The 24,300-nt window shown below is 65.9% G+C and carries 20 protein-coding genes and 1 pseudogene; 19 read left to right on the top strand and 2 right to left on the bottom strand.

Annotated elements, in window-relative coordinates; genetic code table 11:
* The first annotated feature begins 401 nt into the window (after window positions 1–401).
* From QGG75_03090 to QGG75_03050, 9 genes are all read left to right on the top strand, one after another.
* Window positions 402–2,363, top strand: coding sequence for an AMP-binding protein (locus QGG75_03090; GenBank protein MDP6066230.1), 1,962 nt, complete (start codon window positions 402–404; stop codon window positions 2,361–2,363).
* A complete protein-coding gene (locus QGG75_03085) occupies window positions 2,360–2,857 on the top strand; it encodes a MaoC family dehydratase (GenBank protein MDP6066229.1) in 498 nt (165 codons plus the stop codon). The genes QGG75_03090 and QGG75_03085 overlap by 4 nt, the downstream gene beginning before the upstream one ends.
* On the top strand, window positions 2,841–4,007 hold the full coding sequence (locus QGG75_03080) for a serine hydrolase domain-containing protein (GenBank protein MDP6066228.1): 1,167 nt from the start codon (window positions 2,841–2,843) through the stop codon (window positions 4,005–4,007). The genes QGG75_03085 and QGG75_03080 overlap by 17 nt, the downstream gene beginning before the upstream one ends.
* A gap of 13 nt (window positions 4,008–4,020) precedes the next feature.
* Entirely contained in the window at window positions 4,021–4,833 is an 813-nt protein-coding gene (locus QGG75_03075; protein ID MDP6066227.1) for an enoyl-CoA hydratase/isomerase family protein, read from the top strand.
* A gap of 7 nt (window positions 4,834–4,840) precedes the next feature.
* Window positions 4,841–6,394 carry an AMP-binding protein gene (locus QGG75_03070; protein MDP6066226.1) on the top strand — a complete coding sequence of 518 codons (1,554 nt, stop codon included), beginning with the start codon at window positions 4,841–4,843 and terminating at the stop codon, window positions 6,392–6,394.
* A 144-nt stretch (window positions 6,395–6,538) separates the two neighbouring features.
* Window positions 6,539–7,792 (top strand): sarcosine oxidase subunit beta family protein, encoded by a 1,254-nt coding sequence (locus QGG75_03065; GenBank protein MDP6066225.1) that lies wholly within the window; start codon window positions 6,539–6,541, stop codon window positions 7,790–7,792.
* 9 nt (window positions 7,793–7,801) lie between these two features.
* A complete protein-coding gene (locus tag QGG75_03060; protein ID MDP6066224.1) occupies window positions 7,802–8,074 on the top strand; it encodes a sarcosine oxidase subunit delta in 273 nt (90 codons plus the stop codon).
* Window positions 8,071–10,953 carry a 2Fe-2S iron-sulfur cluster-binding protein gene (locus QGG75_03055; protein ID MDP6066223.1) on the top strand — a complete coding sequence of 961 codons (2,883 nt, stop codon included), beginning with the start codon at window positions 8,071–8,073 and terminating at the stop codon, window positions 10,951–10,953. The genes QGG75_03060 and QGG75_03055 overlap by 4 nt, the downstream gene beginning before the upstream one ends.
* Window positions 10,946–11,530: a sarcosine oxidase subunit gamma family protein gene (locus QGG75_03050; GenBank protein MDP6066222.1), complete on the top strand. Its 585-nt coding sequence runs from the start codon at window positions 10,946–10,948 to the stop codon at window positions 11,528–11,530. The genes QGG75_03055 and QGG75_03050 overlap by 8 nt, the downstream gene beginning before the upstream one ends.
* On the opposite strand, the gene QGG75_03045 is transcribed toward QGG75_03050, so the two are convergent.
* Entirely contained in the window at window positions 11,482–12,735 is a 1,254-nt protein-coding gene (locus tag QGG75_03045) for an MFS transporter (GenBank protein ID MDP6066221.1), read from the bottom strand. The genes QGG75_03050 and QGG75_03045 overlap by 49 nt on opposite strands.
* Entirely contained in the window at window positions 12,728–13,474 is a 747-nt protein-coding gene (locus tag QGG75_03040; GenBank protein ID MDP6066220.1) for a hypothetical protein, read from the bottom strand. Before QGG75_03040 ends, QGG75_03045 begins: the two co-directional genes overlap by 8 nt.
* Window positions 13,475–13,759: 285 nt before the next feature.
* Between QGG75_03040 and QGG75_03035 the strand changes: the two genes are divergently transcribed.
* The 10 genes and pseudogenes from QGG75_03035 to QGG75_02990 all read left to right on the top strand — a co-directional run.
* Window positions 13,760–14,548, top strand: a complete 789-nt coding sequence (locus QGG75_03035; protein MDP6066219.1) for an ABC transporter ATP-binding protein — start codon at window positions 13,760–13,762, stop codon at window positions 14,546–14,548.
* Window positions 14,545–15,258 (top strand): ABC transporter ATP-binding protein, encoded by a 714-nt coding sequence (locus QGG75_03030; GenBank protein MDP6066218.1) that lies wholly within the window; start codon window positions 14,545–14,547, stop codon window positions 15,256–15,258. The genes QGG75_03035 and QGG75_03030 overlap by 4 nt, the downstream gene beginning before the upstream one ends.
* A gap of 20 nt (window positions 15,259–15,278) precedes the next feature.
* Entirely contained in the window at window positions 15,279–16,151 is an 873-nt protein-coding gene (locus QGG75_03025) for a branched-chain amino acid ABC transporter permease (GenBank protein MDP6066217.1), read from the top strand.
* 2 nt (window positions 16,152–16,153) lie between these two features.
* Window positions 16,154–17,221, top strand: a complete 1,068-nt coding sequence (locus tag QGG75_03020; protein MDP6066216.1) for a branched-chain amino acid ABC transporter permease — start codon at window positions 16,154–16,156, stop codon at window positions 17,219–17,221.
* 68 nt (window positions 17,222–17,289) lie between these two features.
* A complete protein-coding gene (locus QGG75_03015; GenBank protein MDP6066215.1) occupies window positions 17,290–18,516 on the top strand; it encodes an ABC transporter substrate-binding protein in 1,227 nt (408 codons plus the stop codon).
* Between the two features lie 150 nt (window positions 18,517–18,666).
* Entirely contained in the window at window positions 18,667–19,812 is a 1,146-nt protein-coding gene (locus tag QGG75_03010; protein ID MDP6066214.1) for a radical SAM protein, read from the top strand.
* A gap of 21 nt (window positions 19,813–19,833) precedes the next feature.
* Window positions 19,834–21,387, top strand: a complete 1,554-nt coding sequence (locus QGG75_03005; GenBank protein ID MDP6066213.1) for an AMP-binding protein — start codon at window positions 19,834–19,836, stop codon at window positions 21,385–21,387.
* A gap of 7 nt (window positions 21,388–21,394) precedes the next feature.
* A pseudogene (locus QGG75_03000) lies at window positions 21,395–22,967 on the top strand (AMP-binding protein).
* Between the two features lie 112 nt (window positions 22,968–23,079).
* Window positions 23,080–23,877, top strand: a complete 798-nt coding sequence (locus QGG75_02995; GenBank protein ID MDP6066212.1) for an SDR family oxidoreductase — start codon at window positions 23,080–23,082, stop codon at window positions 23,875–23,877.
* Window positions 23,878–24,047: 170 nt separating this feature from the next.
* On the top strand, window positions 24,048–24,300 hold a 253-nt coding region (locus QGG75_02990; GenBank protein ID MDP6066211.1), incomplete at its 3' end, for a helix-turn-helix domain-containing protein.

Here is a 24,300-nt window from a genome sequence, read left to right as displayed (position 1 = left end):
ATGGGGGGAAACCTTTTCCCAGACCTCATCCCTGATGACGAAACGTCCCGTGTTCATCAAAACCTCCTTGCAAAAGGAAGTTTGAATCACTTTTTGACGCTCTTGGGAATCCCTTAAATGTCAACAGGCCCTAGTCCAATGGCTATTCGCGACAGTTCGGCAGCCAGCCCGAATGGCCCGCAGTTGGGGCCCAAGCCGACATAGGAGAGCGGTCCCAACCGAGTACCTGGGCAACTCTCCATCAATCACGGCAGGATTTGGGGCTCGCCGCAGGTCCGGGAGCCGGCTTGCCATGGCTTCGGCCGCCGCGAGGCGCTGCGGCTTGCCCCCGGCGGCGGCGCCCCGGCCAGGCGATTTTGGCGGAAGTTGCCAAGCGCCGGCGGAGGGGGTAGGAGGTTGCCATGGCTGAAACATCGGAAATCGTCTGGCGGCCCAGCGAGGAGCGGCTCGAGGCCAGCCGTCTGACCGCCCTGATCCGTGAGATGGGAGCCGCGGACTATCACGACTTGTACGCCCGCTCGCTGGACGATCCGGGCTGGTTTTGGCATGGCTTGTTGAAATTTCTCGAGATCCGTTTCTACCAGCCTTACCACACGGTGCTGGATGTCAGCCGGGGCAAGGCCTGGGCCGATTGGTGTGTCGGCGGCACCACCAATCTTTACCTCAATTGCCTCGAGAAACACCGGGACACGTTGGTTTGGCACCAGCCATTCATCGAGTGGCAGGGTGAGGACGAACGCAGCCGCACTCTCAGCTATGCCGACTTCGATGCCGAGGTTAACCAATTGGCCGCGGCGCTTATTGAGCTGGGCGTTGGTGCTGGCGATGTCGTCGGCCTCTATCTGCCCATGATCGCGGAAGTCTACGTGGGCTTTTTCGCCTGCGCCAAGATCGGCGCCGTCAACATGCCGCTGTTCTCCGGTTTCGGTCCCAGCCCCATTGCCACCCGCTTGAATGAAGGCAACGTGAAGGTCGTGGTGACCGCCGACGGCACTTGGCGCCGGGGGTTCGCCTCGCCCATGAAGGCGGCGCTCGACGAGGCAATAGGCGAGGCGCCCTCGGTCGAGGCGGTCATCGTGGTCGACCATATGGCCGGCGAAGTGGCGCTCGAGATGAAGGCCGGGCGCGATCACTGGTGGCACGATCTGGTGGCCGGCCAGAGAGCTCCCGTGGCGACGGCGGAATTGCCGGCCGAGGCCCCATTGACGCTGGCCTTCACCTCGGGCACCACCGGCAAACCCAAGGGCATCATCCAGACCCATGTGGGTTTCCTGACCAAGGTGGCCCTGGATCTCGATTTGATGCTGGATTTCACGGCTGAGGATTGTTTCTTCTGGCTCAGCGACTTCGGCTGGATGGTGGGCGCCCTGACGGCGGTGACGCCGAGCTACGCCGGCGGGCGCTTGCTGGTCGCCGAGGGGGCGCCCGACCGTCCCCGGCCGGACCGCTTCTGGCAATTGATCGAGGACTACCAGGTCACTCACTTCGGCATTGCGCCCACCGCCGCCCGCGCCGCCATGAGCCTGGGGCGGGAGTTGGCGGACCAGCACGACCTCTCGTCCCTCAAGGTCATGATATCGGGGGGCGAGCCGGCCACGCCCGATGCCTGGCAATGGCTGTTCGAGGTTGTCGGCGGCGGCCGGCTGCCCATCATCAACATATCGGGGGGCACCGAGATCGGCTGTTCCATCGTCACCGGTGCCACCGTATTGGCGCAGAAACCCTGCGCCTTCAACGGCCCCTCCCTGGGTTCGGGCGCCGCCGTTTTTAACGACAACGGGCAACCGGTGGCGCCGGGCGAGGTGGGCGAGTTGGTCATGACCCAACCCTCCATCGGCCTGACCAAGAGCTTCTGGGGCCCGGGCGGCGATGAACGCTATTTGGAAACCTATTGGCAGGATTTTCCCGATACCTGGCGCCACGGCGATTTCGCCGCCATCGACGAGGACGGCTATTGGTATTTGCTCGGCCGTTCCGACGATACCTTCAAGATCGGCGGCAAGCGCACCGGCCCGGCCGAGATCGAAGCGCTGGTGGTGGCCACGGGCAAGGTCGCCGAGGTCGCCGTCATCGGCCTGCCCGACGAGCGCGCCGGCGAAGTCATCTGTATCCTTGCCGTGCCCAAGCAGGGCCACGATGGCGACGATCTGGGCCCGGCCCTGTCGGCCGCCGTGGTCGCCGGCATGGGCCGGGCCTATCGGCCCCGACACATCCACTTGGTCGCCGATCTGCCCCGCACCCGGTCCATGAAGATCATGCGCCGGCTGATCCGCGCGGTCCTGCTGGACCAGCCAACGGGCGATACCTCGGCGCTGGCCAACCCCGAGGCTTTGGCCCATCTGCAAGGGATCAAGGCGGGATGAACGCCGCGCAGACCACCGCCAAAGCCAATTATGTGGCTTTCGAAACGATGGAGGTTGGGCAGGTACGCAGCTTTGGTGCCTACGAGGTAAGCGAGCAGGAAATTATCGAGTTCGCCGAAAAATACGATCCTCAGCCCTTCCACCTGGATCATGAAGCGGGCGGGGCCTCGCTCTTCGGCGGGCTCTGCGCCAGCGGCTGGCATACTTGCGCCATGACCATGTCCATGCTGGTCGCCGATTTGAAGGAACGGGGCAGCTCGCTGGGCTCGCCTGGCCTTGAAAGGCTAAGCTGGCTCAAGCCCGTCTACCCCGGCGACGTGCTGTCGGTGCGCCTGGAGGTTCTGCAAACCAAGCTTTCGACCAGCCGTCCCGACGTCGGCTTCGTCACCGCCAAAACCACCGTGCTTAACCAGCACGGCGAGGAGGTGATGGAATTCATCAGCACGGGCATGTTCCCGCGGGCGGGGAGACGAGACCATGGCGCTGAAAGCTAAACTCGACGCACTGCTCTCGGAGGCTGTTGCCCGGGCCGACGTTCCCGGTGTCGTGGCCGCCGTGACCACGGCGGACGGCACCATCTACCAGGCCGGCTTCGGCGAGCGCGAACGGGGCGGCGGCGTCGCCATGACACCCGATACGGTGGGCTGGATCGCCTCGATGACCAAGGCCCTCACCAGTGTCGCGGCGCTGCAACTGGTCGAGCAAGGCGGGCTCGCTCTCGACTGGCCGGCCGGCGAGGTGGTGGCGCACCTGGACGGGGTCGAGGTGCTGACCGGTTTCGACGATTCCGGCCAGCCACGAACCCGGCCGCCTGTGCGGCCGGTGACGCTGCGCCACCTGCTCAGCCACACCTCGGGCCTGGGCTATGATTTCTGGAATGCCGAGATCATGCGCTACCAGGAGGCCATGAATCTTCCGCCGGTGGCCTCGCGGCAAAACGCCGCGATCGAACTGCCGCTGCTGTTTGATCCCGGCGAGCGCTGGAACTACGGCATTGGCATCGACTGGGCGGGCAAGATGGTCGAGGCGGTGAGCGGCCAAACGCTCGGCCAATTCATGCAGGACCGCATCTTCGCACCGCTGGGCATGACCAGCACCGCCTTCCGGCCGACGCCGGAGATGAGCGCCCGCATGGCCACCACCCACGCCCGCAACGCCGAGGGCGGGCTCGAGCCGATCGAACGTCCCGTGGTGGCCGAGCCCGAGTTCGAGATGGGCGGCGGCGGGCTCTATTCCAACCTCGAGGACTATCTGAAATTCATCCGCATGATCCTCAACCAGGGCCGTGCCGGCGGCCGGCAGGTGCTGCAGCCCGAGACGGTGGCGGATTTGTCGCGCAACCAGATGGGGGATTGCCGGGTGGGCCCGATGACCACGGCCATGCCCGGCTATTCCAACGACGTGGACATGCTGCCGGGTATCGAGAAGACCTGGGGCCTGGCTTGCATGATCAACCAAGACCAGGCGTCCACGGGCCGCTCGGCCGGCAGCCTGTCGTGGGCCGGCCTGGCCAACTGCTACTATTGGATCGACCCGGCCCGGGGCATCGGCGGCGCCTACATGACCCAGATTTTGCCTTTCGTCGACGCCAAGTCGTATGGGCTATACCTCGATTTCGAAAGCGCTGTTTACAGCAATCTCTAGGACGAAAACCGCCATGACGCAGATCTCCACGGAACAGCAAGGTGCGGTGCTGATCGCCCGCATCTCGAACCCGCCCGAGGGATATATGGATGCCGACACCGAGGTCGAACTGGCGGCGCTGCTTGACCGCGTCGAGAGCGACGCCGGCATCCGGGCCGTTGTCCTGACGGGCGGCCTCGACGGCGTTTTCGTGCGCCACTACGACGTCGGCGTGCTGGAAAAAACGGCGCGCGCCATGGCGGCCCGGGAGCTGACCTTCGATACCTCGCGCAGCGTCCCCGAATCGCCCTACCACGTTTGCCTCAGGCGCATGGAATCCATGCCCGTGGCATTCGTCGCCGCCCTCAACGGCACCACCATGGGCGGCGGCTTCGAGTTGGCGCTGGCCTGCGACATTCGTCTCGCCGCCGCCGGGCCCTACTGGCTCGGGTTGCCCGAGATCAACATCGGCCTGTTGCCCGGCGCCGGTGGCACCCAGCGCTTGGCGCGGCTGATCGGCGAGGCCCGGGCGCTCGAACTCATGTTGCAGGGCCGCACGCTGAGCCCGGTCGAGGCGGCGCACTATGGCCTGGTGGCGGAATGTGTGGACGGCGACGTGGCGGCCCGGGCGCTGGAACTGGCGCATGAACTGGCGGCCAAGCCGCCCCGGGCGCTGGCCAACATCAAGCGCCTGGTGCGGGGCTCGTTGAGCCGGCCGCTGGCCGAGGGCCTGGCCGACGAGCGCACGCTTTTCTGCGACGTCATGGTGGATCCGGAGACCATCGAGCTGATGGCCGAGATGAACGCCGGCCGGCGCAGCATCCGCGATGCCAACCGCAAAGACTGAGAGCGCCATGCCCATCGACGACGCCCAGGTCTACTTGCCCGAGCTCTGGCACACCCACGCCCGCTACTACCCGCACAAGGAGGCGGTGGTCTGCGGCCCGGTGCGGCGCACCTGGGGCGATTTCGATGCCAACATGTCGCGTCTGGCCAACGCCCTGATCGCCGCCGGTATGGGCCGCGGTGACAAAATCGTGGTGCTGATGGCCAACTCGGTCGAGATCCTCGAGGTCATGTTCGGCATCGTCCGGGCCGGCGCCTGCGTGGTGCCGCTGAGCGGCCTTTTGACGGCCGAACAGGTGGCCACGCTGATTGACGACTGCGGCGCCTCGGCGCTTTTTTGTTCGGCCGAATACAGCGCCATGGTGGAGGAAATCCGGGGCGGCCTGGACCAGATCCGGCCCGATGGTTTCGTCGCTGTTGGATTTTCCGGCCCGGGCTGGCAGGGCTACGAAGAATTCCTGGCCGGGGCCGGCAGCGACATGCCGGCGGTCTCTCATAGCCTTAGCGATCCCTTCAACATCATCTATTCGTCCGGCACCACCGGCCTGCCCAAGGGCATCGTGCAGAGCCACCGGGCGCGCCATCACTTCGCCTACTCGAATGCCGTCGAACTCGGCTTCCACAGCCAGGCCCGGGTGCTGACGACGACGGCGCTCTATTCCAACGGCACCTGGCTGATGGTGCTGCCGGCACTGTTCGCCGGCGCCACGCTGGTGGTGTTGCCCGAGTTCAGCCCCGGCCTGTTCCTCGAAACCTTGGCCCGCGAAGGCATCAGCCACACCTTCATGGTGCCGACCCAGTTCATCGTCACCCTGGCCGAGCCCGGCCTTGACGATCACGATTTTTCCGGCCTCGAGTCCGTGCTGGTGGCGGGCTCGCCGCTGAGGCCCGACACCAAGGCCGAGGTGCTGCAGCGGCTGACCCCCAACCTCACCGAGCTCTACGGCTTCAGCGAGGGCTGCGCCACCATGATCAAGCCCCATCAGCACGCCCTCAAGCCGGACTCGGTGGGGACGCCGGTGCTGGGCTTCGACATCCGCATCATCGACGATGATGGCCTCGAGCTGCCGCCCGGCGAGGCCGGCGAGATCGCCAGCACCGGTGCCGGCCTGATGAGCGAATACCATGGCCGGCCGGAAGAGACCGAGGCCAGCATCTGGCGCGATGCGGCCGGCCGCACCTATTTGCGTTCGGGCGACATCGGCAAGCTTGACGAGGATGGATTCCTCTACATTCTCGATCGCAAGAAGGACATGATCATCTCGGGCGGCTTCAACGTCTTTCCCGCCGACATCGAAAGCATCGTCGGCCAACATCCCGAGGTGCTCGACGTCACGGTCATCGGGGTGCCGCACGAGAAGTGGGGCGAAAGCGCGCTGGCGCTGGTGATCCCGCGTGATGGCTCAACGCCGGACGGCGCCGAAATCCGGGACTGGTCCAACCAGCGCCTGGCCAAGCATCAGCGCCTGATCGGCGTCGAATTCCGTGACGAATTCCCGCGCAACGCCCTTGGCAAAGTGCTCAAGCGCCTGCTGCGTGAGCCCTATTGGACGGTGGCCTGAAGCACTTTCGGCCTGGTGGCCGCCCTTTCTTGACTCTCGGCCCCGGGACCGGAACACTCAGCGCACTGGTTTTTTGCCGTCTTTCTCGGGGACCCAGGAATTCCTGGGCCAGATCATCTGACGGCCGCCGGGGGTCGCCGAGGTATGCGTTATTCGCTGTTCAGTCTGGTTCGCAACGCCGTCACCGGTGCCTCGATCTGGCCGCCGGCCTGGCGCAGCCCCGAGCCTGCGCCGGCCTACGACGCCGTCATCATTGGAGGTGGCGGCCACGGCCTGGCCACGGCCTACTACCTGGCCAAGAACCACGGCATCAGGAACGTCGCCGTGCTGGAGAAGGGCTGGCTGGGCGGCGGCAACACCGGGCGCAACACCACCATCGTGCGCTCGACCTACTGGCTGGATGAAAACGCCCGCTTCTACGAACATTCGCTGAAGCTCTGGGAGGGGCTGGCGCGCGAGCTCAACTACAATCTCATGTTCAGCCAGCGCGGCGTCATCAACATCTTCCATAACCAGGGCGAATGGGAGAGCTGGGCGCGGCGCTACAACGCCATGCGCTGCAACGGCATCGACGCCATCGCGCTGGATCGGGCCGAGCTCAAAAAGCGCGTGCCAGCGCTGGATGTCTCGGCCACAGCCCGCTTTCCCATCCTCGGCGGCCTCATGCAGCCGCGCGGCGGCGTGGCCCGTCACGACGCCGTGGCCTGGGGTTTTGCCCGGGCCGCGGATCGCCTGGGCGTCGACATCATCCAGAACTGCGAGGTCACCGGGATCAGCCGTGATGGCGGGCGCGTCACCGGTGTCGAGACCAGCCGCGGCGCCATCAAGGCGGCCAAGGTCGGCATCTGCGTCGCCGGCCACTCCAGCCGGGTCGCCGCCCTGGCCGGCCTCAGGCTACCCATCGAGAGCCACCTGCTGCAGGCCATGGTCAGCGAACCGGTCAAGCCCTTCCTCGACACCGAGGTCTCGTCCGGCGCCTATCACACCTACGTCAGCCAGACCGATCGCGGCGAGGTGCTGATCGGCGGCGCCCTGGACGGCTACAATTCCTACACCCAGCGCGGCAGCCTGCCCACCATCGAGCACGTGCTGGCCGGCGCCCTGGCGCAATTCCCGGTGATTAGCCGGCTGCGCCTGATGCGCACCTGGGGCGGCATCATGGATATGTCCATGGATGGCAGCCCGATCATCTCGAAAACGCCCATAGAAGGCCTCTACCTCAACGGCGGCTGGTGCTACGGCGGTTTCAAGGCGACGCCGGGCGCGGGCTGGGTGTTCGCCCACACCATGGCCAACGACGCACCGCACGAATTGAACGCGGCCTTCAGCTTGGAGCGCTTCTCGCAGGGCCAGATCTACAGCGAGCGCGGCGCCGGCAACACGCCGAACGCCCACTAGGAACCGGCCATGCTGCGCATCCCTTGCCCCCACTGCGGCCCCCGCGACGAGACCGAGTTCGTGTATGGCGGCGACGCCACGGTGGCAGAGCCTTCCGACCCCCAGGCCCCCGCGTCCATGTCGGACGCCGAGTGGACCGCTTTCCTCTATCTTCGCGACAACCCCAAGGGGGCGCATCGCGAACGCTGGTACCACGCCCACGGCTGCCGCCGCTGGATCGTCGTCGGCCGCGATACCGCCAGCAACCGAATCCTCGACCTGGACGCCGAGGCGGCCTCATGAGCGGCCCCTGGCGCCATGCCGAACTTGGCACCGTCGACCGCGGCCAACCGCTGCGTTTCAGTTTCGACGGCCGGTCCTACACGGGTTTTGCCGGCGATACTTTGGCCTCGGCGCTGCTCGGCGCCGGTGTGCGGCTGGTCGGGCGCAGTTTCAAGTACCACCGGCCGCGCGGCATCATGGCGGCCGGGGCCGAGGAGCCCAACGCCCTGGTGCGCCTGGGCCGCGGGCAGCTGGCCGAGCCCAACACGCAGGCCACGCGGGTCGAACTCGAGGCCGGTCTGGTGGCCCAAAGCCAGCACTGCTGGCCCTCTCTGGGCTTCGACGCCGGCGCCATGATCGGCCTGCTCAAACCCTTCATGCCGGCCGGGTTTTATTACAAGACCTTTATCGGCCAGCGCGCCTGGCACTTGGTCGAGCCCTTCATCCGCCAGGCCGCCGGCTTCGGCAGGGTGCCCGAGGCACCCGATCCCGAGCGCTATGAGCACCGCCATGCCCACACCGACGTGGCCGTCGTGGGCGCCGGCCCCAGCGGCCGGGCCGCCGCCCGGGCCGCCGCCCGGGCCGGTGCCCGGGTGCTGCTGATCGACGATGGCGCGATTGCCGCGGATCTTGAAGGCGAGGCCAACCTCAGCCTGCTCGGGCGCACCACCGTGGTGGGCTATTACCACAACAATTTCCTGCTGGCGGCGGAGCGCTGCCGCGGCGAGGGCGCACCGCGGCTCAGGCTCTGGCACCTCGGCGCGGCCCAAGTGGTGCTGGCCACCGGCGCCTACGAGAGGCCGCTCACCTTCCCCGACAACGACCGGCCCGGCATCATGCTGGCCGGCGCCGTGCGAACCTACCTGGAGCGCTATGGCGTGGTCTCGGGCCGCCGCGCCGTGGTTTTCACCAACAACGACGGCGCCTACGACACGGCCTTCGCGCTGGCCGCCGCCGGGGCCGAGGTGGCGGCCCTGGTCGATCGGCGCGAGAGCGTGGATAGGGAGCTCGCCGGGCGGCTCGGCGATCTCGGCATCGCCCACCATGTGGGCCAGGTGGTCACGGCGACGCGCGGGCGAGGGGGGCTTTCGGGCATCCGCGTCCGCTCGGTCGGCGATATCGATTGCGATCTGCTGGCCATGTCCGGTGGCTGGACGCCGGCGGTGCACCTGCACAGCCAGTGCGGCGGCAGGCTGAGCTTCCGGGACGGTGCCTTCGTGCCCGACGGCGCTATCGAGGCCAACCGCTCGGTGGGTGCCTGCAACGGCCGTTTCGACCTGGTGGGGTGTCTCGACGAGGGCGCTCGGGCCGGGGCAGCGGCGGCCTGTGATGCCGGGTTCGGGGACGGCTCGGTCGGCGACAATCCCGAACAAAAAACGGCCGCGGCCGCGGCCCAGGCGGATTGGAACGCCGCCCTCGAGCCGCCCCTGGTGGCCGGGCAACGCGGCCGCCAGTTCGTCGACATCCAGATGGACGTGACGGTGGCCGACATCGAACTGGCGGCGCGCGAGAACTATGTCTCGGTCGAGCACCTCAAGCGCTACACCACGTTGGGCATGGGCCTGGACCAGGGCCGCACCTCGAACCTGCCGGGCCTGGCGGCGCTGGCCATGGTGCTCGGCACGGAGCCCGGCGGCCATGGCACCACCACCTTCCGGCCGCCCTATCTGCCCACCACCATCGGCGCCATCGTCGGCCGGGGGGTGGGCGAGCTGGGTTATCCGCCACGCCGGACGGCGGCTCATGAGTGGCACATCGAGCACGGCGCGGTGATCGTCGAGGCGGGCTGGCAGCGGCCGCAGTGCTATCGCCACAAGGGCGAGGGCGGGGGCGAAAGCATTCTCGACGCGGTCAAGCGCGAGGTCGGAAGCGTCCGCGCCGGCGCCGGCCTTGTCGATGTCACGACCTTGGGCAAGATCGACATCCAGGGCCCCGACGCCTGCGAGTTCCTGAACCGCATCTACACCAACGGCTGGAAGACCCTGGCCGTGGGCCGCTCGCGCTACGGCCTGATGCTGCGCGACGACGGCCGGGTTTTCGACGACGGCGTCACCAGCCGGCTGGGTGATTCGCACTACCATATGACCACGACCACGGCCAATGCCGAGGCCGTGCTGCGCTGGATGGAATTCCTGCTGCAGGTGCGCTGGCCCGAGCTCAGGGTCTACCTTGCGCCGGTCACCGAGCAATGGTTCGCCGCGGCGCTGACCGGCCCCGGCGCCCGGGATATCCTGGCACCGCTCACGGACGTCGACGTCGGTCGGGAAGCCTTTCCCTACATGAGTTTTCGCGAGGGTACGGTGCTGGATATTCCGGCCCGGCTTTTCCGCATGAGTTTCACCGGCGAGCTGACTTTCGAGATCAACGTCGCCGCCGACCAGGGCCTGGCGCTGTGGCGGGGCCTGATGGCGGCCGGCGCCGAGGCCGGACTGATCGCCTACGGCACCGAGAGCATGGGCGTCATGCGCATCGAGAAGGGCCACGTGGCGGGTCCCGAACTGGCCGGCCAGACCACGCCCGGCGACATCGGCATGGCTCGCATGGTGAGCAGCAAGAAGGCCTGCGTGGGCCAGCGCTCGCTCAGCCTGCCGGCGTTGGTGGCGGCCGGGCGCAAGCAGCTCGTGGGTCTCGAAGCGGTCGCTGGGGTGGCCCAGTTCCCGCCGGGCAGCCAGATCGTCGGCGGCCCCGGCATCGGCCCCCAGCCCATCCTGGGCTACGTCACCAGCCACGCCTTCAGCCCCACCTTCGGCCACCCCATCGCCCTGGCTCTGGTGGCAGGCGGTCACGACCGCCACGGCGAGGAACTTTACGTCAGTGCCCCCACGGCCGGCGTCAGTTTCAAGGTGCGTGTTCGCGACAACCACTTCTACGACCCCGATGGAGAACGCCTCGATGGCTGAAGGTTCACCCTTTGCCGGTCTCAGCGTGCCGCCGACGGACGAAGCAGCGGTCGAGCTGCGCGAAGGCGAGCCGGTATCGAAGTTGGTGCTGCGGGGCGATGCCGCTGATCCGGCCTTTCTCACGGCCGTCGAGAAATCCCTGGGCCTGGCGCTGCCCGGCAAAGTCGGCCAAGGGGCCGAAGCGGCGGGTGTCGCGCTGCTCTGCCTGGGTCCCGATGAATGGCTGGTGCTGGGGCCCGGCGAGCTGGCCGGCGGGTTGGTCGTGACCGACGTCTCGGCGGCCTGGGCGATGTTGCACCTGGGCGGGGAGCGGGCCCCGGACGTGCTGGCCAAGGGCTGCCCGCTCGACTTCGCCGGGCTGGCGGTCGGCGACGGCCGCGAGAGCCAGCTCGGCCACGTTCACTTCATCGCCCGCCGCCGCCAGCAGGGTTTCGACCTCCTGTTTCGCCGCAGCCAGGCCCGCGCCGCCTGGGCCTGGCTGGTCGATGCGGCCGGCGAATACGGGGTTCGCTGGACGGCGCTTGGCGATCAGGACGGATCCATTTCCGCAGCTTCGGGCGCCAGCTCGGCCGAGTGAGGTGCCTGTGCCGTGATGGCTTGGTAGGGTTCTTGATCTTCCTGCGGTGCCGGTTCGCGCCGCGTCAAGCGGAAGATGACGAATGCGGCAAACAGGGCCGCGACGCCGATCGCCACGAACATGAAGGCGCGCGGCCCGACGACCTGCGTAAGCGCGGTCGCCAGTCCCGGCAACAGGAAGCCCGAGACCGACCAGGCCACCATGAGCGTGCTGGACAGTGACACGTAGTATTGTGGCTCGGCGCGATCGTTGGCGTGGGCGGTGGCGACGGCATAGATCGATTCCGTGGCGCCGCCCCAGACCGCGAACACCAGGATCAGCCAAAGCAGGGTGGTGCCGGCCATCTGGGTGGCGACCCCCGCCGTCAGGATTACCAAGAGAGAGGCTGCGATGAGAACGTAGCGTCGGTCGGTGCGGTCGGAAAGCGCACCCAGCGGGAACTGGATGCCGATCATGCCGAATTGCATGAGGAACAGGAGAAGGGCGATATCCTCCTTGGCGTAACCTTCCGCCGCCGCGTAGATGGGGGCGAAGCCTTGAACCAGCATGGTCAGGCCGCCGACCGCAAACAGCCCCACCAGGCCGATCGGTGAGATACCCCAGACCGCCCGGATCGCCACCGACACGGTTTCCGGCGGCGGCGGCGTCCGCAGTCGCGTCAATCCCACCGGCAGGATGGCCAGCGTGGTGAAGAAGATACTGAGCAACGGGCCCTGCAAGCCCTGCAGTGATACGAACGTCAGGAGAAAGGATCCGGCGCCGATGGCGACGACGTAGGTCATATAGAAGATGGCGATGATCCGGCCCCGCCACTCGTTCGCGCAGGCATCGTTGAGCCAGCTTTGGCTGACAATAAAGAGGCCGGCGGCGGCAAACCCGTACAATGTCCGCGACAGCATCCACAGGACCGGCTCGGTTCCCAGCGTGATGATCAGGATGGACAAGGTCACCGTCGCCGCCATCGAGGCGAACACCCGGGCGTGCCCGACACGGTGCACCAGTGGGCCGGTGAGCAGACAGCCGGCCAATCCCCCGACGGCCATGACCGTGAGGATGGCCCCTGCCACCCAGGGCTCGAAGCCCTCTCGGGCGAGCTTTACCGGGATGTAGGCGTACAGCAGGCCGTTGCCGAGAGCCACCAGCCCCATGGAGAGAATGATGTTGGCGACCGCGATGGGTGGCGATGAAATTTCGCTCTTAGGCATCCGTCAGGCGACCCAGAATCCCTGTTTTCAACGTCACACCGGCCGCCTTTGCCGCGGCCCAGTAGAGCGCCGTATCGGAGCCGAAGACGGGCCGATCGATTTCCGCCTCGAGCGCCGCGACGAGTGCCAGCGTGCGCGAGCCGGCGCCGCTGATGGCGATGGCTTCGGCCTCCGGTGCGGCCTCCGCCAGGCGGCGCACGGACTGGCAAATCTGCTCCGCCGTGGGCGCCCAGAAGTCGCGGTCGGCGTCGTCGTGTTCTGCCATCAGGCCCTGTTGGCTGAGGTTCTGGGCAGCTACGACGTCGAGGCCCGAGGCTGCCACCAGGGCTGCCCAGCGATCGCGCCAATGGTCGGAATAATAGGTACAGGCCAGCCCCACGCGCCGGGCGCCCAGCGCCGCGAAGGCCTCGATGATGGCGATGCCCGACATCACCACGGGCACGCCGGCCGCGGCCGCCAGCCGTTCCTGTCGGGCCCGCGCCTCGACCGCCGATGCCAGGCCGGCCCAGGCGAAGGGTGTGCCGACGTTGGCTACCAGATCGCAGCCTATGTCGCCCAGCGTGGCCGCGGCGGCGATGAGCGCGGGTTCGGTCTCGGCGATGCTGTCGAGGCGCCAGTCGAAGCCGGGCAGCGACAGCGGACTCTGTTGCACCCGCACGGCATCGGTGCAGACGCTGGGAAACTCGGCCGGGCTGGGATCGAACCAGGCCGGCGGCGACAGGAATCCGATGGTTGGCATGTGGTCAAGCCATTCCAGAGGGGGCCAGCGGTCCCTTTTTTTGGGTCAGGCGGCAAGGCATTGCCAGCCCTGCCGAGGCGTCCGCCGCTTGCGTTGACGCACTGGGTGAGCTGTGCAACAGTCCCGGCAGTTTGATGGGTGGGAAGCTGGCGGCAAAAGCCGGCACCGCTTGAGAGGCAAGACAATCGGGAGGGTTGACGGCGTGGTCGCGTGTCATCGCGGTGAAGCTCTGTCCGTAAATTGCGGGATCGGGACGCTGTGGCGGAACGGTCGCGGCTGTGGCGCATGAGCGACGCTAGGTCCGGCGCGTTGCTCGAGGTGGACGAGATCTCGGTGCGCTTTGGCGGCATCGTGGCGCTCGACGAAGTTTCCTTTACCGTCGACGAGGGCCAGGTCGTCGGCCTGATCGGACCCAACGGGGCCGGCAAGACGACGTTCTTCAACTGCCTCAGCCGGCTCTACCAGTACGATTCCGGCGATATTCGTTTCCAGGGCCACTCGGTGCAGGAAACCGCGGCCCACGGCATCGCCACCATCGGCATCGGCCGCACCTTCCAGAACCTGGCGCTTTTCGGCTCCATGACCGTCTTCGACAACATCATGGTGGGCGGCCATGCCAGTGGCCGCAGCGACTTCCTCAGCAATGCGCTCCGTCTGCCTTGGGTTAGGCAGGAGGAAGGCAACATGCGCCATGCCGCGCTCGAACTGATCGATTACCTGAACTTGCGCGAGTTCGCCAACACCCCGGTGGTGAGCCTGCCCTTTGGCACCCAGAAGCGGGTCGAGTTGGCGCGGGCCTTGATGTGCCAGCCCAAGCTTTTACTGCTCGACGAGCCGGCCGGCGGCCTCAACCACGAAGAGGTGGACGACCTGGGCCGCTTGATCCGTGAGGTACGCGACGGCCGCGATCTCACGGTGCTGCTGGTGGAGCACCACATGAACCTGGTCATGGCCGTCTCGGACAAGGTGGTGACGCTCGATTTCGGGCGCAAGATCGCCGAGGGCACGCCGGCCGAGGTGCAGCAGAACCCCGAGGTCATCCGGGCCTACCTGGGAACGGGTAAACACACATGAGCGTGCTGCTGCAAGTCCGCGACCTGGATGCCTTCTACGGCCAGACCCAGGCGCTCCACGGCCTCGGCTTCGAGCTGCAGGATGGCGGCATCACGACGCTGCTAGGCGCCAACGGGGCCGGCAAGACGACCTCGCTCAGGGCCATCTGCGGCATGGTCAAGGTCAGCGGCACGGTGACCTACGACGGCCAGGGCCTGGTGGGGCGCTCGACCGAGGCAGTGGTACGCCAGGGCATTGCCCACGTGCCCGAAGGACGCGGCACCTTCGTGCGCATCAGTACCGAGGAGAACCTGCGGCTGGGCGCCTACCTGCGCAAGAACCAGGACGAGGTGGACGAGGACCTGGAGCAGGTCTACGGCTATTTCCCGCGCCTCAAGGAGCGCCGCCAGCAGCAGGCGGGAACGCTGTCGGGGGGCGAGCAGCAGATGCTGGCGGTGGGCCGGGCGCTGATGCTCAGGCCGCGCTTGATGTTGCTGGACGAGCCTTCCTTCGGACTGGCGCCGCTGATCGTCGAAGAGCTTTTCCAAATTCTGCGCACCATCAATCAGGACCAGGGCGTCTCCATGCTGCTGGTCGAGCAAAACGCGACGCTGGCGCTAGACTTGGCGGATCACGCCTATCTGCTGGAAACCGGACGCGTGGTGATGTCGGGGTTGGCCGACGACATCGCGGCTGACGAAAACGTACGCAAGTCGTACCTGGGTTACTAGGGCAGGGGAGAGAAGCGGTAATGGACCTGTTCCTGCAACAAACACTCGGCGGCCTGGCCACCGGCGCCATCTATGCCAGCGTGGCGTTGGCCGTGGTGATGATCTACCAGGCCATCGATCACTTCAATTTTGCCCAGGGCGAGATGGCCATGTTCTCGACCTTCGTGGCCTGGCAGATGATGGAATGGGGCTTTCCCTACTGGATCGCTTTTTTCATGTGCATCGTGCTTTCCTTCATCGGCGGCGTGGCCATCGAACGCATCGTCTTCAAGCCCATCCACGATGCCCCGGTATTGAGCCACGTCATCGTATTCATTGCGCTGTTTTCCGTCTTCAACAGCCTCGCCGGCTTCATCTGGGAATTCACCATCAAGGTCTACCCCAGTCCCTTCCCGGAAAATCCGCCCTTCGGCACCACCCTGATCGGCATGCACCAGGTGGGGGCCATCGGCGTCACCCTGGTGATGCTGGCACTGATCTATTCGTTCTTCCGTTTCACGTCCGTGGGACTGGCCATGCGGGCCGCTGCCGCCAACCCGGAATCGGCCCGCCTGGTGGGCATCAACGTGGGCTGGATGCTGGCGCTGGGTTGGGGCCTGGCGGCGGCCATCGGCTCGGTCGCCGGCATGATGATCGCCCCCGTCGTCTTCCTCGAGCCCAACATGATGCTGGGTATCCTGCTCTACGGTTTCGCCGGCGCCGTGGTCGGCGGCCTGACTAGCCCGGGCGGTGCCGTCGTCGGCGGCTTTTTGGTCGGCGTGGCGGAGAACCTCTTTGGCACCTACCTTATCGGCAGTGAGCTCAAGCTGACCATGGCACTGGTGCTGATCGTCGGGGTGCTTCTGGTGCGGCCGGCCGGCCTCTTCGGCCGTGTCGTGGTGGCGAGGGTGTAGCTATGAGCGTGGAGATCAGTGCCCCCTCGGCGGCCAGCGGCATCGCACCGCTGGCGAATCCGGCGCGCTTGATCAAGATCGCCGGCATCGACTTGGTGACCTGGCAGCGCTATTGGCTGGTCGGCGGCCTGGCCATCGCCGTGCTGCTGCCCTTCCTGGTTGAGGACTTCACGGTCTTCCAACTGACCCTGGCCTACATTTACGCCATCGCCGTGCTGGGCTTGAACTTGCTGACCGGCTTCAACGGCCAGTTCTCGTTGGGCCACAGCGCCTTTTTCGGCATCGGCGCCTATACCGCGGCGATCCTCATGCAGCGCTGGGAGATCGCCTACTATTGGACCCTGGTGCCGGCCGGCATCACTTGCTTCATCGCCGGGTTCTTGTTCGGCCTGCCGGCGCTACGGCTGGAGGGCCTTTATCTGGCGCTGGCCACCTTTGCCCTGGCCGTGGCGATGCCGCAGATCCTCAAGTACGAGCATTTCCAAGACTTCACGGGTGGCGTCCAGGGCATCGACCTGGACAAGCCGGAATCGCCCGTCGGCTTCCTCAACGACGACCAGTGGCTCTACTTCTTCACCCTGGTGGTTCTGCTGGTGCTGTTCTTCTGCGCTGTCAACCTGATCCGTAGCCGAACCGGCCGGGCCATGATGGCGATTCGCGACAATCCCATCGCCGCCGCCTCTATGGGAATCAACACCTCGCTCTACAAAACGGTAACCTTCGGGGTCAGTGCCGCCTATACTGGTGTTGCCGGGGCGTTGGCTTGCATCGTCATCCAGTTCGTGGCCCCCGATAGCTTTACTTTCATCCTCGCCGTGACCATCCTGGTGGGGGTGGTGGTGGGCGGAACGGCCTCGATTCCGGGGGCTATTTTCGGCGGCCTCTTCATCCTTTTGGTGCCCAACTGGTCCGAGGCCATCGCCGAGAGCTTCGGCCGCACCGACGCCAAGGGGTTGTCATGGGCGGTATATGGCGCTTTCCTGATCTTCACGGTCTACGTCATGCCCTCCGGGGCGGCCGGTTTGGTCAGGATCGTGGTGGCCCGCCTTTCCCGTTCGTCAGCGGATTAGCGGCAGCGGTAAGATTGCTGGAACTACGTCGATAACAAAACCGAACGAAAACAGAGGAGGAGAAAACCATGCATACGGCATTACGCTATGCAGTGTCCGCGGCGGCGGCAGCCGGCGTCGTCCTGGCCGCGGGTGCGGCCAACGCCGACAAGAAATATGGCCCCGGTGTCAGCGACACCGAGATCAAGATCGGCAACACCAATCCCTACAGTGGGCCGGCCTCGTCCTACGGCACCATCGGCAAGGTCATCAAGGCCTACTTCGATAAGGTCAACGCCGAGGGCGGCGTCAACGGCCGCAAGATCAAGTTCATCACCCTCGATGACGGCTACAGCCCGCCCAAGACCAAGGAGCAGTTCCGCAAGCTGGTCGAGAGGGAAAAGGTGCTGTTCATATTCCAGTCCCTGGGCACGCCGACCAATTCGGCGGTGCACAAATACATGAACAAGAAGAAAGTGCCGCAGCTCTTCGTGGCCACCGGCGCCACCAAGTGGGGCCAGCCCAAGAAGTTCCCCTGGACCATGGGCTGGCAGCCCAACTACCAGACCGAGGGCGCGGTCACCGCCAACTATCTGAAGATCAACAAGCCCGATGCCAAGGTCGCCATCCTGTTCCAGAACGACGATTATGGTAAGGACTACGTCAAGGGCTTCAAGGATGCGCTCGGCCCCTCCCTCGCTGCCAAGATGATCGTGGCCGAGGAATCCTACGAGGTGACCGATCCCACGGTCGATTCGCAGGTCATCAACCTCAAGGCCAGCGGCGCCGACACCTTCTTCAACGTGGCCATTCCGAAGTTCGCGGCGCAGGCCATCCGCAAGATTTACGACATCGGCTGGAGGCCCGTGCAACTGCTGAATTCGGTGTCGTCCTCGGTGTCGTCGGTGCTCAAGCCGGCCGGCCTGGAGAAGTCCAAGGGCAACATCACCACGGCCTACCTTATGGATCCCACGGATCCGTCGTGGACCAACGATCCCGAGTACTTGGCCTGGCTCAAGTTCATGGACAAGTACTACCCCTCCGGCGACAAGACCAATTCCTTCAACGCCTACGGCTATTCGGTGGGGCACACCCTGGTCCAGGTGCTCAAGCAGTGCGGCGACAATCTGACCCGCGAGAACATCATGAAGGAGGCGGCGAGCCTGCGGAAATACCGCTCGCCGATGTTGTTGCCCGGCATCACGGTCAGCACCAGCCCGAACGACTTCTATCCCATCGAGTCGATGCAGATGCAGAAGTTCGACGGCGAGAAATGGCTGCGTTTCGGCAAGGTGGTTGCCGCCGAAAGCTCTTAGTCACGCCTAGTCAGGCGTTTTTCGTGCCGCCGGCCCTGGGGCCGGCGGCCTTTTTTTGCGCCCTCGGCGTGGCTTGCGCAGGGCGCCGGCAAAATCTATCATTCATTAGATTTTTTGCTTGCGACAGGCCCCCAGCGAGGTAGGCGCGTAATGGCCGAATCCCTGATTTCCAAGCCCATTCCCGACAGCAAGTATTTTTTCGACCGCTACATCAGTCCCAACAAGCGCTATGCCGCCGAGGCCATGCGCCCGCGCATCGTCGACTTCGAGCTGACGTCGAAGTGCGGCGGGGCCTGCACCTACTGCTATGCCTCGAGCCCCTATTTCAAGGGCGCCGACATGCCCACCGAACAGGCGCTGGCGCTGGTCGACGACCTGGCCGAGACGGGGGTGAGCCAGGTCCAGTGGTGCGGCGGCGATCCCATCCTGCACCCAGACTGGCAACAAATCATCGGCTATGCCGGCGAGAAGGGACTCTCGAACAGCGTCTTCGTGGCCGGCATCGTGGCCAAGCGGGTGGCCCAGGCCCTGGCCGAGACGCCCAACATCCACCTCGTGGGCATCAACTTCGACACCGTGGATGCGGACGACTTCATGCAGACCCATACCCTGGAGCGCGTCCAGGGCATGAAGCTGAAGGCCTTCGAGAACCTGCGTGAGGCGGGCTTCCACCCCAGCCGCATCATGCCCTGCCTGACGCTGACCAAGCCGGCGGCGCGCTCCATCGAGCGCACGCTTGATTTCCTGGTGGACGAGATGGGGGCGGGCTACGTGCCCATGTTCGTCTACCATCCCATCGGCGAGGGCGGTGCCACGGAACTGACACCAAGCCTCGACGACATCCGCCGGGCCTACGCCTACCGGGCCGAGAAGTTGGGCCAACACTGGCTGCGCGTCGGCCCCACCGAATGCGGCCGCTTCTACTGCCGCTCCAAGTTCCACGTCACCTGGGACGGCCGCGTGCTGCCCTGCGCCGTGCTCTACGACTTCGAAGTCGGCAACGTCAACCAGACGCCGCTGAAGGAAATCCTGGCGAGCCGATCGAAGCAGCTCTGCTACGACTTCGAGGTCACGGGCGAGTGCGCCACCTGCGACGATGCCGACGTCTGCTGGGGCTGTCGGGCGAATGCCTATTTCTACAAGGGCGACGTCTCGGCCTCGGATCCCATGTGCTGGCGCAACGCCGAGGACCTCGATCTACACGCCATGCACGACAGCCCCATCTGCCAGTCGCCCCAAGCCCGCGCCGCGGCGGCGGAAGAGGCCGCGCTGCTGGTCGAACAACAAGCCGAATAGGGGGGAGGGAGATTGTGAACAATGCAGGAGCTGGGCGAGGCGCAGGTATTCCTGCCTGACGTCTGGGCGTGTCACGCCGAATACTTCCCCCACAAGGAAGCCGTGGTCTGCGGCGACGAGCGCCTCACCTGGGGCCAGTTCAACGCCGGCCTCAATCGCGTCGCCAACGCGCTTAACGATCAGGGAATTGGGCGGGGCGAGTGCGTGGCGGTGCTGATGAACAACACCGTGGCGACGCTCTTGACCATCCTCGGCGTGGTCAAGTCGGGAGCCTCCGTGGTGCCGCTGAGCGGCCTCTTGCAGGCCGAGCAGCTGGCCGTGCTGATCGACGATGCCGATGCCGGGGCGCTGATCGTCTCGGCCGACACCCAGCCCCAGATCGAAACGGTCAAGCAGGGGCTGGGCAAGATTGCCGCCGAGCGTTTCTTCATCCAGGGCGGCCAAGCCACGGGCTGGCGGCCCTTCGGGCCGCTGCTGGAGGCGGCTTCCGAATCCGCGCCCGACATCCGCCACCGCATGACGGACGAGTTCAACATCATCTATTCGTCCGGCACCACCGGCCTCCCCAAGGGCATCGTGCAGACCCACCGGGCGCGCCAGCACTGGTCCTATTCCAATGCCATCGAGCTCGGCTTCGCAACCGACAGCCGGGCCCTGGCGACCACGCCGCTCTATTCCAACGGCACCTTCCTGATGATTCTGCCGGCGCTTTTCGTCGGTGCCACCCTGGTCGCCATGCCGGCCTTTTCGCCGCGCGGATTCCTCGAGACCGTCGAACAGGAAGGCATCACCCACACCTTCATGGTGCCGCCCCAGTTCATCGCCATCCTGGCCGATCCCGAGATCGAGAGGTTCGACCTGAGCACGCTCGGGATGATGCTGTCCGGCGGGTCGCCCTTGCGCGGCGATACCAAACAGGCGGTGCTTGAACAACTCGGCCCCGGGCTCTTCGAGATGTATGGCTTCTCCGAGGGCTTCGCCACCATGATCCGGCCGCACCAGCACGCCGACAAGCCGGGCTCGGTGGGCACGCCGGTGCTGGGCTACGAGCTGTTGATCGTCGACGAGGCAGGCCAAGCGCTGCCGCGCGGCGAAGTGGGCGAGATCGCCGGCTACGGCGGTGGCCAGATGGAGGGGTTCCATAAGCGGCCCGAAGAGGTGGCGAAAATTCTCGTTCGCGACACCCGGGGGCGCGAATTTCTGCTCTCGGGCGACGTGGGCAAGTTGGACGAGGACGGCTTCCTCTACATTCTCGATCGCAAGAAGGACATGATCATCTCTGGCGGCTTCAACGTCTTCCCGGCCGATATCGAGGAGGTGGTGGGCCAGCATCCGGCGGTCTCCGACGTCACGGTCATCGGCATCCCCGACGCCAAATGGGGCGAGAGCGCCTTGGCGCTGGTCATTCCCGAAAGCGAGGGCGAAGCAAACGAATCAAGCATCCAGGCCTGGGTCAACGAGCGCGTGGCCAAGCACCAGCGCCTGGCCGCCGTCGAGTTCCGCGACGACTTCCCGCGCAACGCGTTGGGCAAGGTGCTCAAGCGCCAGCTCCGGGATCCTTACTGGGCAGACTGAGGACGCCATGGCCGAACAATTCCCGCTGCACCAAGGCTGCAGCTATGCCGACCTGATCTGCCGCGCCATCCAGCGCTGGCCCGAACGCACGGCGCTGGTCGATGCCGAGGGGCCGGTCAGCTATGGCGAACTGGGAAGTCGCATCGCCCGCATGGTGGCGGCTTTCGCGGCGGCCGGGCTGAAGCGCGGCGATGCGCTGGCCCAGATTTCCTCCAACCGCGTCGACGCCGTCGTGGTTTCCTCGGCCGCCCTGATGGCCGGGGTGCGCTATACGCCTTTGCATCCGCTGGGCTCGCTGGAAGACCAGGTTTTTATCCTCGAAGACGGTGCCATCGGCGCCCTGGTGGCCGACGTGCCGGCCTTTGCCGGACGGGGGCGCGAACTGGCGGCGGCGAGTTCCGCACTCGAGCATGTCTTCACGATCGGCCCGGCCGACTTCGGCAGGGATCTCCTGGAACTGGCGGCAAGCCAGGAAACGGCACCCCTGAGGCCGGTGGCCGAAGCCGGCGACGTCGCCTGGCTGGCCTACACCGGCGGCACCACGGGGCGCTCCAAGGGGGTCATGCTGCCGCACCGCAGTATGGTCTTCAACGCCTTGATCACCCTGGCCGAATGGCAGTGGCCACGCCAGATCAGGCTGCTGACCGCGACCCCCATCACCCACGCTGCCGGCGCCATGATCGTGCCGGTGATGTTGCGCGGCGGCAGTGTCGTCATGCTGCCGGGCTTCGAGCCCGAAGGCTTCCTGGCGGCCGTCGAAGAGCACCGCATCAGCGCCACCTTCCTGGTGCCGACCATGATCTACGTGCTGCTCGATCATCCGGCCTTGAAGGAAACCGACATCTCCAGCCTGGAGATGATCATCTACGGCGCCGCCCCCATGTCGCCGAGCCGCCTGGTCGAGGCCATGGAGGTGTTCGGCCCCGTCTTCACCCAGCTCTACGCCCAGACCGAGGCGCCCAACACGGTGACCTGCCTGCGCATGGAGGACCACGATCCGGCCCGGCCGGATCTTCTCGCCTCCTGCGGCTCGCCACTGGCCGGAATTCAAGTCGCCATCCTCGATGCCGACGACAACGAGGTGGCGGTGGGCGAGCCCGGCGAGATCTGCGTGCGCGGGCCGCTGGTCATGGACGGCTATTGGCAGCGGCCCGAGGAAACCGCCGAGACCTTGCGCAACGGTTGGCTGCACACCGGCGACATGGCCAAGCGTGACGAGGACGGGTTCTATTACATCGTCGACCGCTCCAAGGACATGATCATCTCGGGCGGCTTCAACGTCTTCCCGCGCGAGATCGAGGACGTGCTGACCAGCCACGCCGAAGTGGCCATGGCCGCCGTCATCGGTGTGCCCGACGATAAAGTGGGGCGAGGCGGTCAAGGCCATCGTCGTGCCCAGGCCGGGGGCGAGCCCCAGCGCCGAGGAACTGGTCGCCCTGGTGCGTGATGCCAAGGGCCCGGTCTACGCCCCCAAGACGGTCGAGTTCGCCGATGATCTGCCGCTGACGGCGTTGGGCAAGCCCGACAAGAAGGCGATCAGGGCGGCCTTTTGGGGGGATTCCGAACGCCAGGTGCACTGAGGCCGGAGGACGGCGGCTGAATCCCCTTGGCCCAGCCGCTTTCAGCCTTTATTACCTCTGCCAACCATCCAACGCGGGGGACTTCTTCCAACTCGAGGGAAAGCGAAAAAAAATGGATCTCGGATATCAAGGTAGATCGGTCATCGTCACCGGCGGTGGCTCGAACATCGGCCGCTCCATCGTGCTGGCCTTTGCCGGCGAGGGCGCCAACATCACCATCGGCGATCTCGATGCCGAACAGGGCGGCCGCGTGGTCGAGGAGGCCAAGGCGGCCGGGGCCGGCGGCGTGCAACTGGTCAAAACCGACGTCACCGACCTCGGTCAGGTCGAGACCATGGTGGGGGCGGCCAAGGATAGCTTTGGCAGCGTCGACGTGCTGGTCAACAACGTCGGCTGGGACGAGCGCATGTTCTTCACCCGCACCTCGCCCGAGTTCTGGGACAAGGTCATCAAGATCAACTACTACGCCGTGCTCAACTGCACCCGCGCCGTGCTCGACGTCATGATCGAGCAGCAACGGGGCGCCATCGTCTCGATCTCCTCCGACGCCAGCCGCCAGGGCGAGCCCCAGGAAGCCGTCTACGGTGGCGTCAAGGCGGCCATCAACAGCTTCATGAAGACCGTGGCCAAGGAGAACGGGCGCTACAACATCCGCTGCAACGCCATCTGCCCCGGCATCACCGTGCCCGACCAGGCCGAGGACGTGGGCGATGCCAGCATGTGGACCGACATCGACAGCATGTTCACGCCCGAACAGTTCGAGCGCATCGCCAAATCATTGCCGCTGAAGAAGATCGGCAAGCCCGAGGACATCGCCAATGCCGTGCTCTTTTTCGGCTCCGACGCCGTCGCCGGCAACATCACCGGCCAGGTAGTCAGCGTCAGCGGCGGCTACTCCATGGTGGGCTGATGGGCTGATCGGCTGAGCCGATACATTAGTTTTGGGGCTCGCCGGTCTTGACCGGCGGGCCCCATTTTATTGGGGAGCGAGACAATGGTGAAAAAATACTGACCCCAGTTTCTTTGATTAAAAACTAACTATCTAGTAAGTATCTTTTTGGAAGCAAGCGGGAGAGACTAATGGCCGCCGCTATGCCGCATACCGCTGCAGAACCTTCGCCGCCGCCGCGATCGCGCCCAGCCACCAAACGCGAGCAGCGCCAGGCCAGCGTGGCCAGCCTCGGCGCCGCGACGCTCGAGCTTTTCGTGGCCCAAGGCTATCGCCAGACCCCGGTCGAGCAAATCGGCCGCGCAGTGGGCCTGACCAAGGGCGCCGTGTTCTTCTATTTCGGCAGCAAAGCGGGGCTGCTCCGGCACCTGCTCGATGGCGTCG

This window comes from Alphaproteobacteria bacterium (assembly GCA_030740435.1).
Taxonomy (GTDB): Bacteria; Pseudomonadota; Alphaproteobacteria; order UBA2966; family UBA2966.
This window is presented reverse-complemented; position numbering and strand designations above follow the sequence as displayed.

Excerpts from the sequence above, each read along its gene's own strand:
- QGG75_03085 (MDP6066229.1), top strand. The coding sequence starts at position 2,360 with ATGAACGCCGCGCAGACCACCGCCAAAGCCAATTATGTGGCTTTCGAA.
- QGG75_03040 (MDP6066220.1), bottom strand. The coding sequence starts at position 13,474 with ATGCCAACCATCGGATTCCTGTCGCCGCCGGCCTGGTTCGATCCCAGC.
- QGG75_02995 (MDP6066212.1), top strand. The coding sequence starts at position 23,080 with ATGGATCTCGGATATCAAGGTAGATCGGTCATCGTCACCGGCGGTGGC.
- QGG75_03075 (MDP6066227.1), top strand. The coding sequence starts at position 4,021 with ATGACGCAGATCTCCACGGAACAGCAAGGTGCGGTGCTGATCGCCCGC.
- QGG75_03065 (MDP6066225.1), top strand. The coding sequence starts at position 6,539 with ATGCGTTATTCGCTGTTCAGTCTGGTTCGCAACGCCGTCACCGGTGCC.
- QGG75_03080 (MDP6066228.1), top strand. The coding sequence starts at position 2,841 with ATGGCGCTGAAAGCTAAACTCGACGCACTGCTCTCGGAGGCTGTTGCC.
- QGG75_03070 (MDP6066226.1), top strand. The coding sequence starts at position 4,841 with ATGCCCATCGACGACGCCCAGGTCTACTTGCCCGAGCTCTGGCACACC.
- QGG75_03060 (MDP6066224.1), top strand. The coding sequence starts at position 7,802 with ATGCTGCGCATCCCTTGCCCCCACTGCGGCCCCCGCGACGAGACCGAG.
- QGG75_03030 (MDP6066218.1), top strand. The coding sequence starts at position 14,545 with ATGAGCGTGCTGCTGCAAGTCCGCGACCTGGATGCCTTCTACGGCCAG.
- QGG75_03010 (MDP6066214.1), top strand. The coding sequence starts at position 18,667 with ATGGCCGAATCCCTGATTTCCAAGCCCATTCCCGACAGCAAGTATTTT.
- QGG75_03020 (MDP6066216.1), top strand. The coding sequence starts at position 16,154 with ATGAGCGTGGAGATCAGTGCCCCCTCGGCGGCCAGCGGCATCGCACCG.
- QGG75_03055 (MDP6066223.1), top strand. The coding sequence starts at position 8,071 with ATGAGCGGCCCCTGGCGCCATGCCGAACTTGGCACCGTCGACCGCGGC.
- QGG75_03035 (MDP6066219.1), top strand. The coding sequence starts at position 13,760 with ATGAGCGACGCTAGGTCCGGCGCGTTGCTCGAGGTGGACGAGATCTCG.
- QGG75_03045 (MDP6066221.1), bottom strand. The coding sequence starts at position 12,735 with ATGCCTAAGAGCGAAATTTCATCGCCACCCATCGCGGTCGCCAACATC.
- QGG75_03025 (MDP6066217.1), top strand. The coding sequence starts at position 15,279 with ATGGACCTGTTCCTGCAACAAACACTCGGCGGCCTGGCCACCGGCGCC.
- QGG75_03005 (MDP6066213.1), top strand. The coding sequence starts at position 19,834 with ATGCAGGAGCTGGGCGAGGCGCAGGTATTCCTGCCTGACGTCTGGGCG.
- QGG75_03050 (MDP6066222.1), top strand. The coding sequence starts at position 10,946 with ATGGCTGAAGGTTCACCCTTTGCCGGTCTCAGCGTGCCGCCGACGGAC.
- QGG75_03015 (MDP6066215.1), top strand. The coding sequence starts at position 17,290 with ATGCATACGGCATTACGCTATGCAGTGTCCGCGGCGGCGGCAGCCGGC.
- QGG75_03090 (MDP6066230.1), top strand. The coding sequence starts at position 402 with ATGGCTGAAACATCGGAAATCGTCTGGCGGCCCAGCGAGGAGCGGCTC.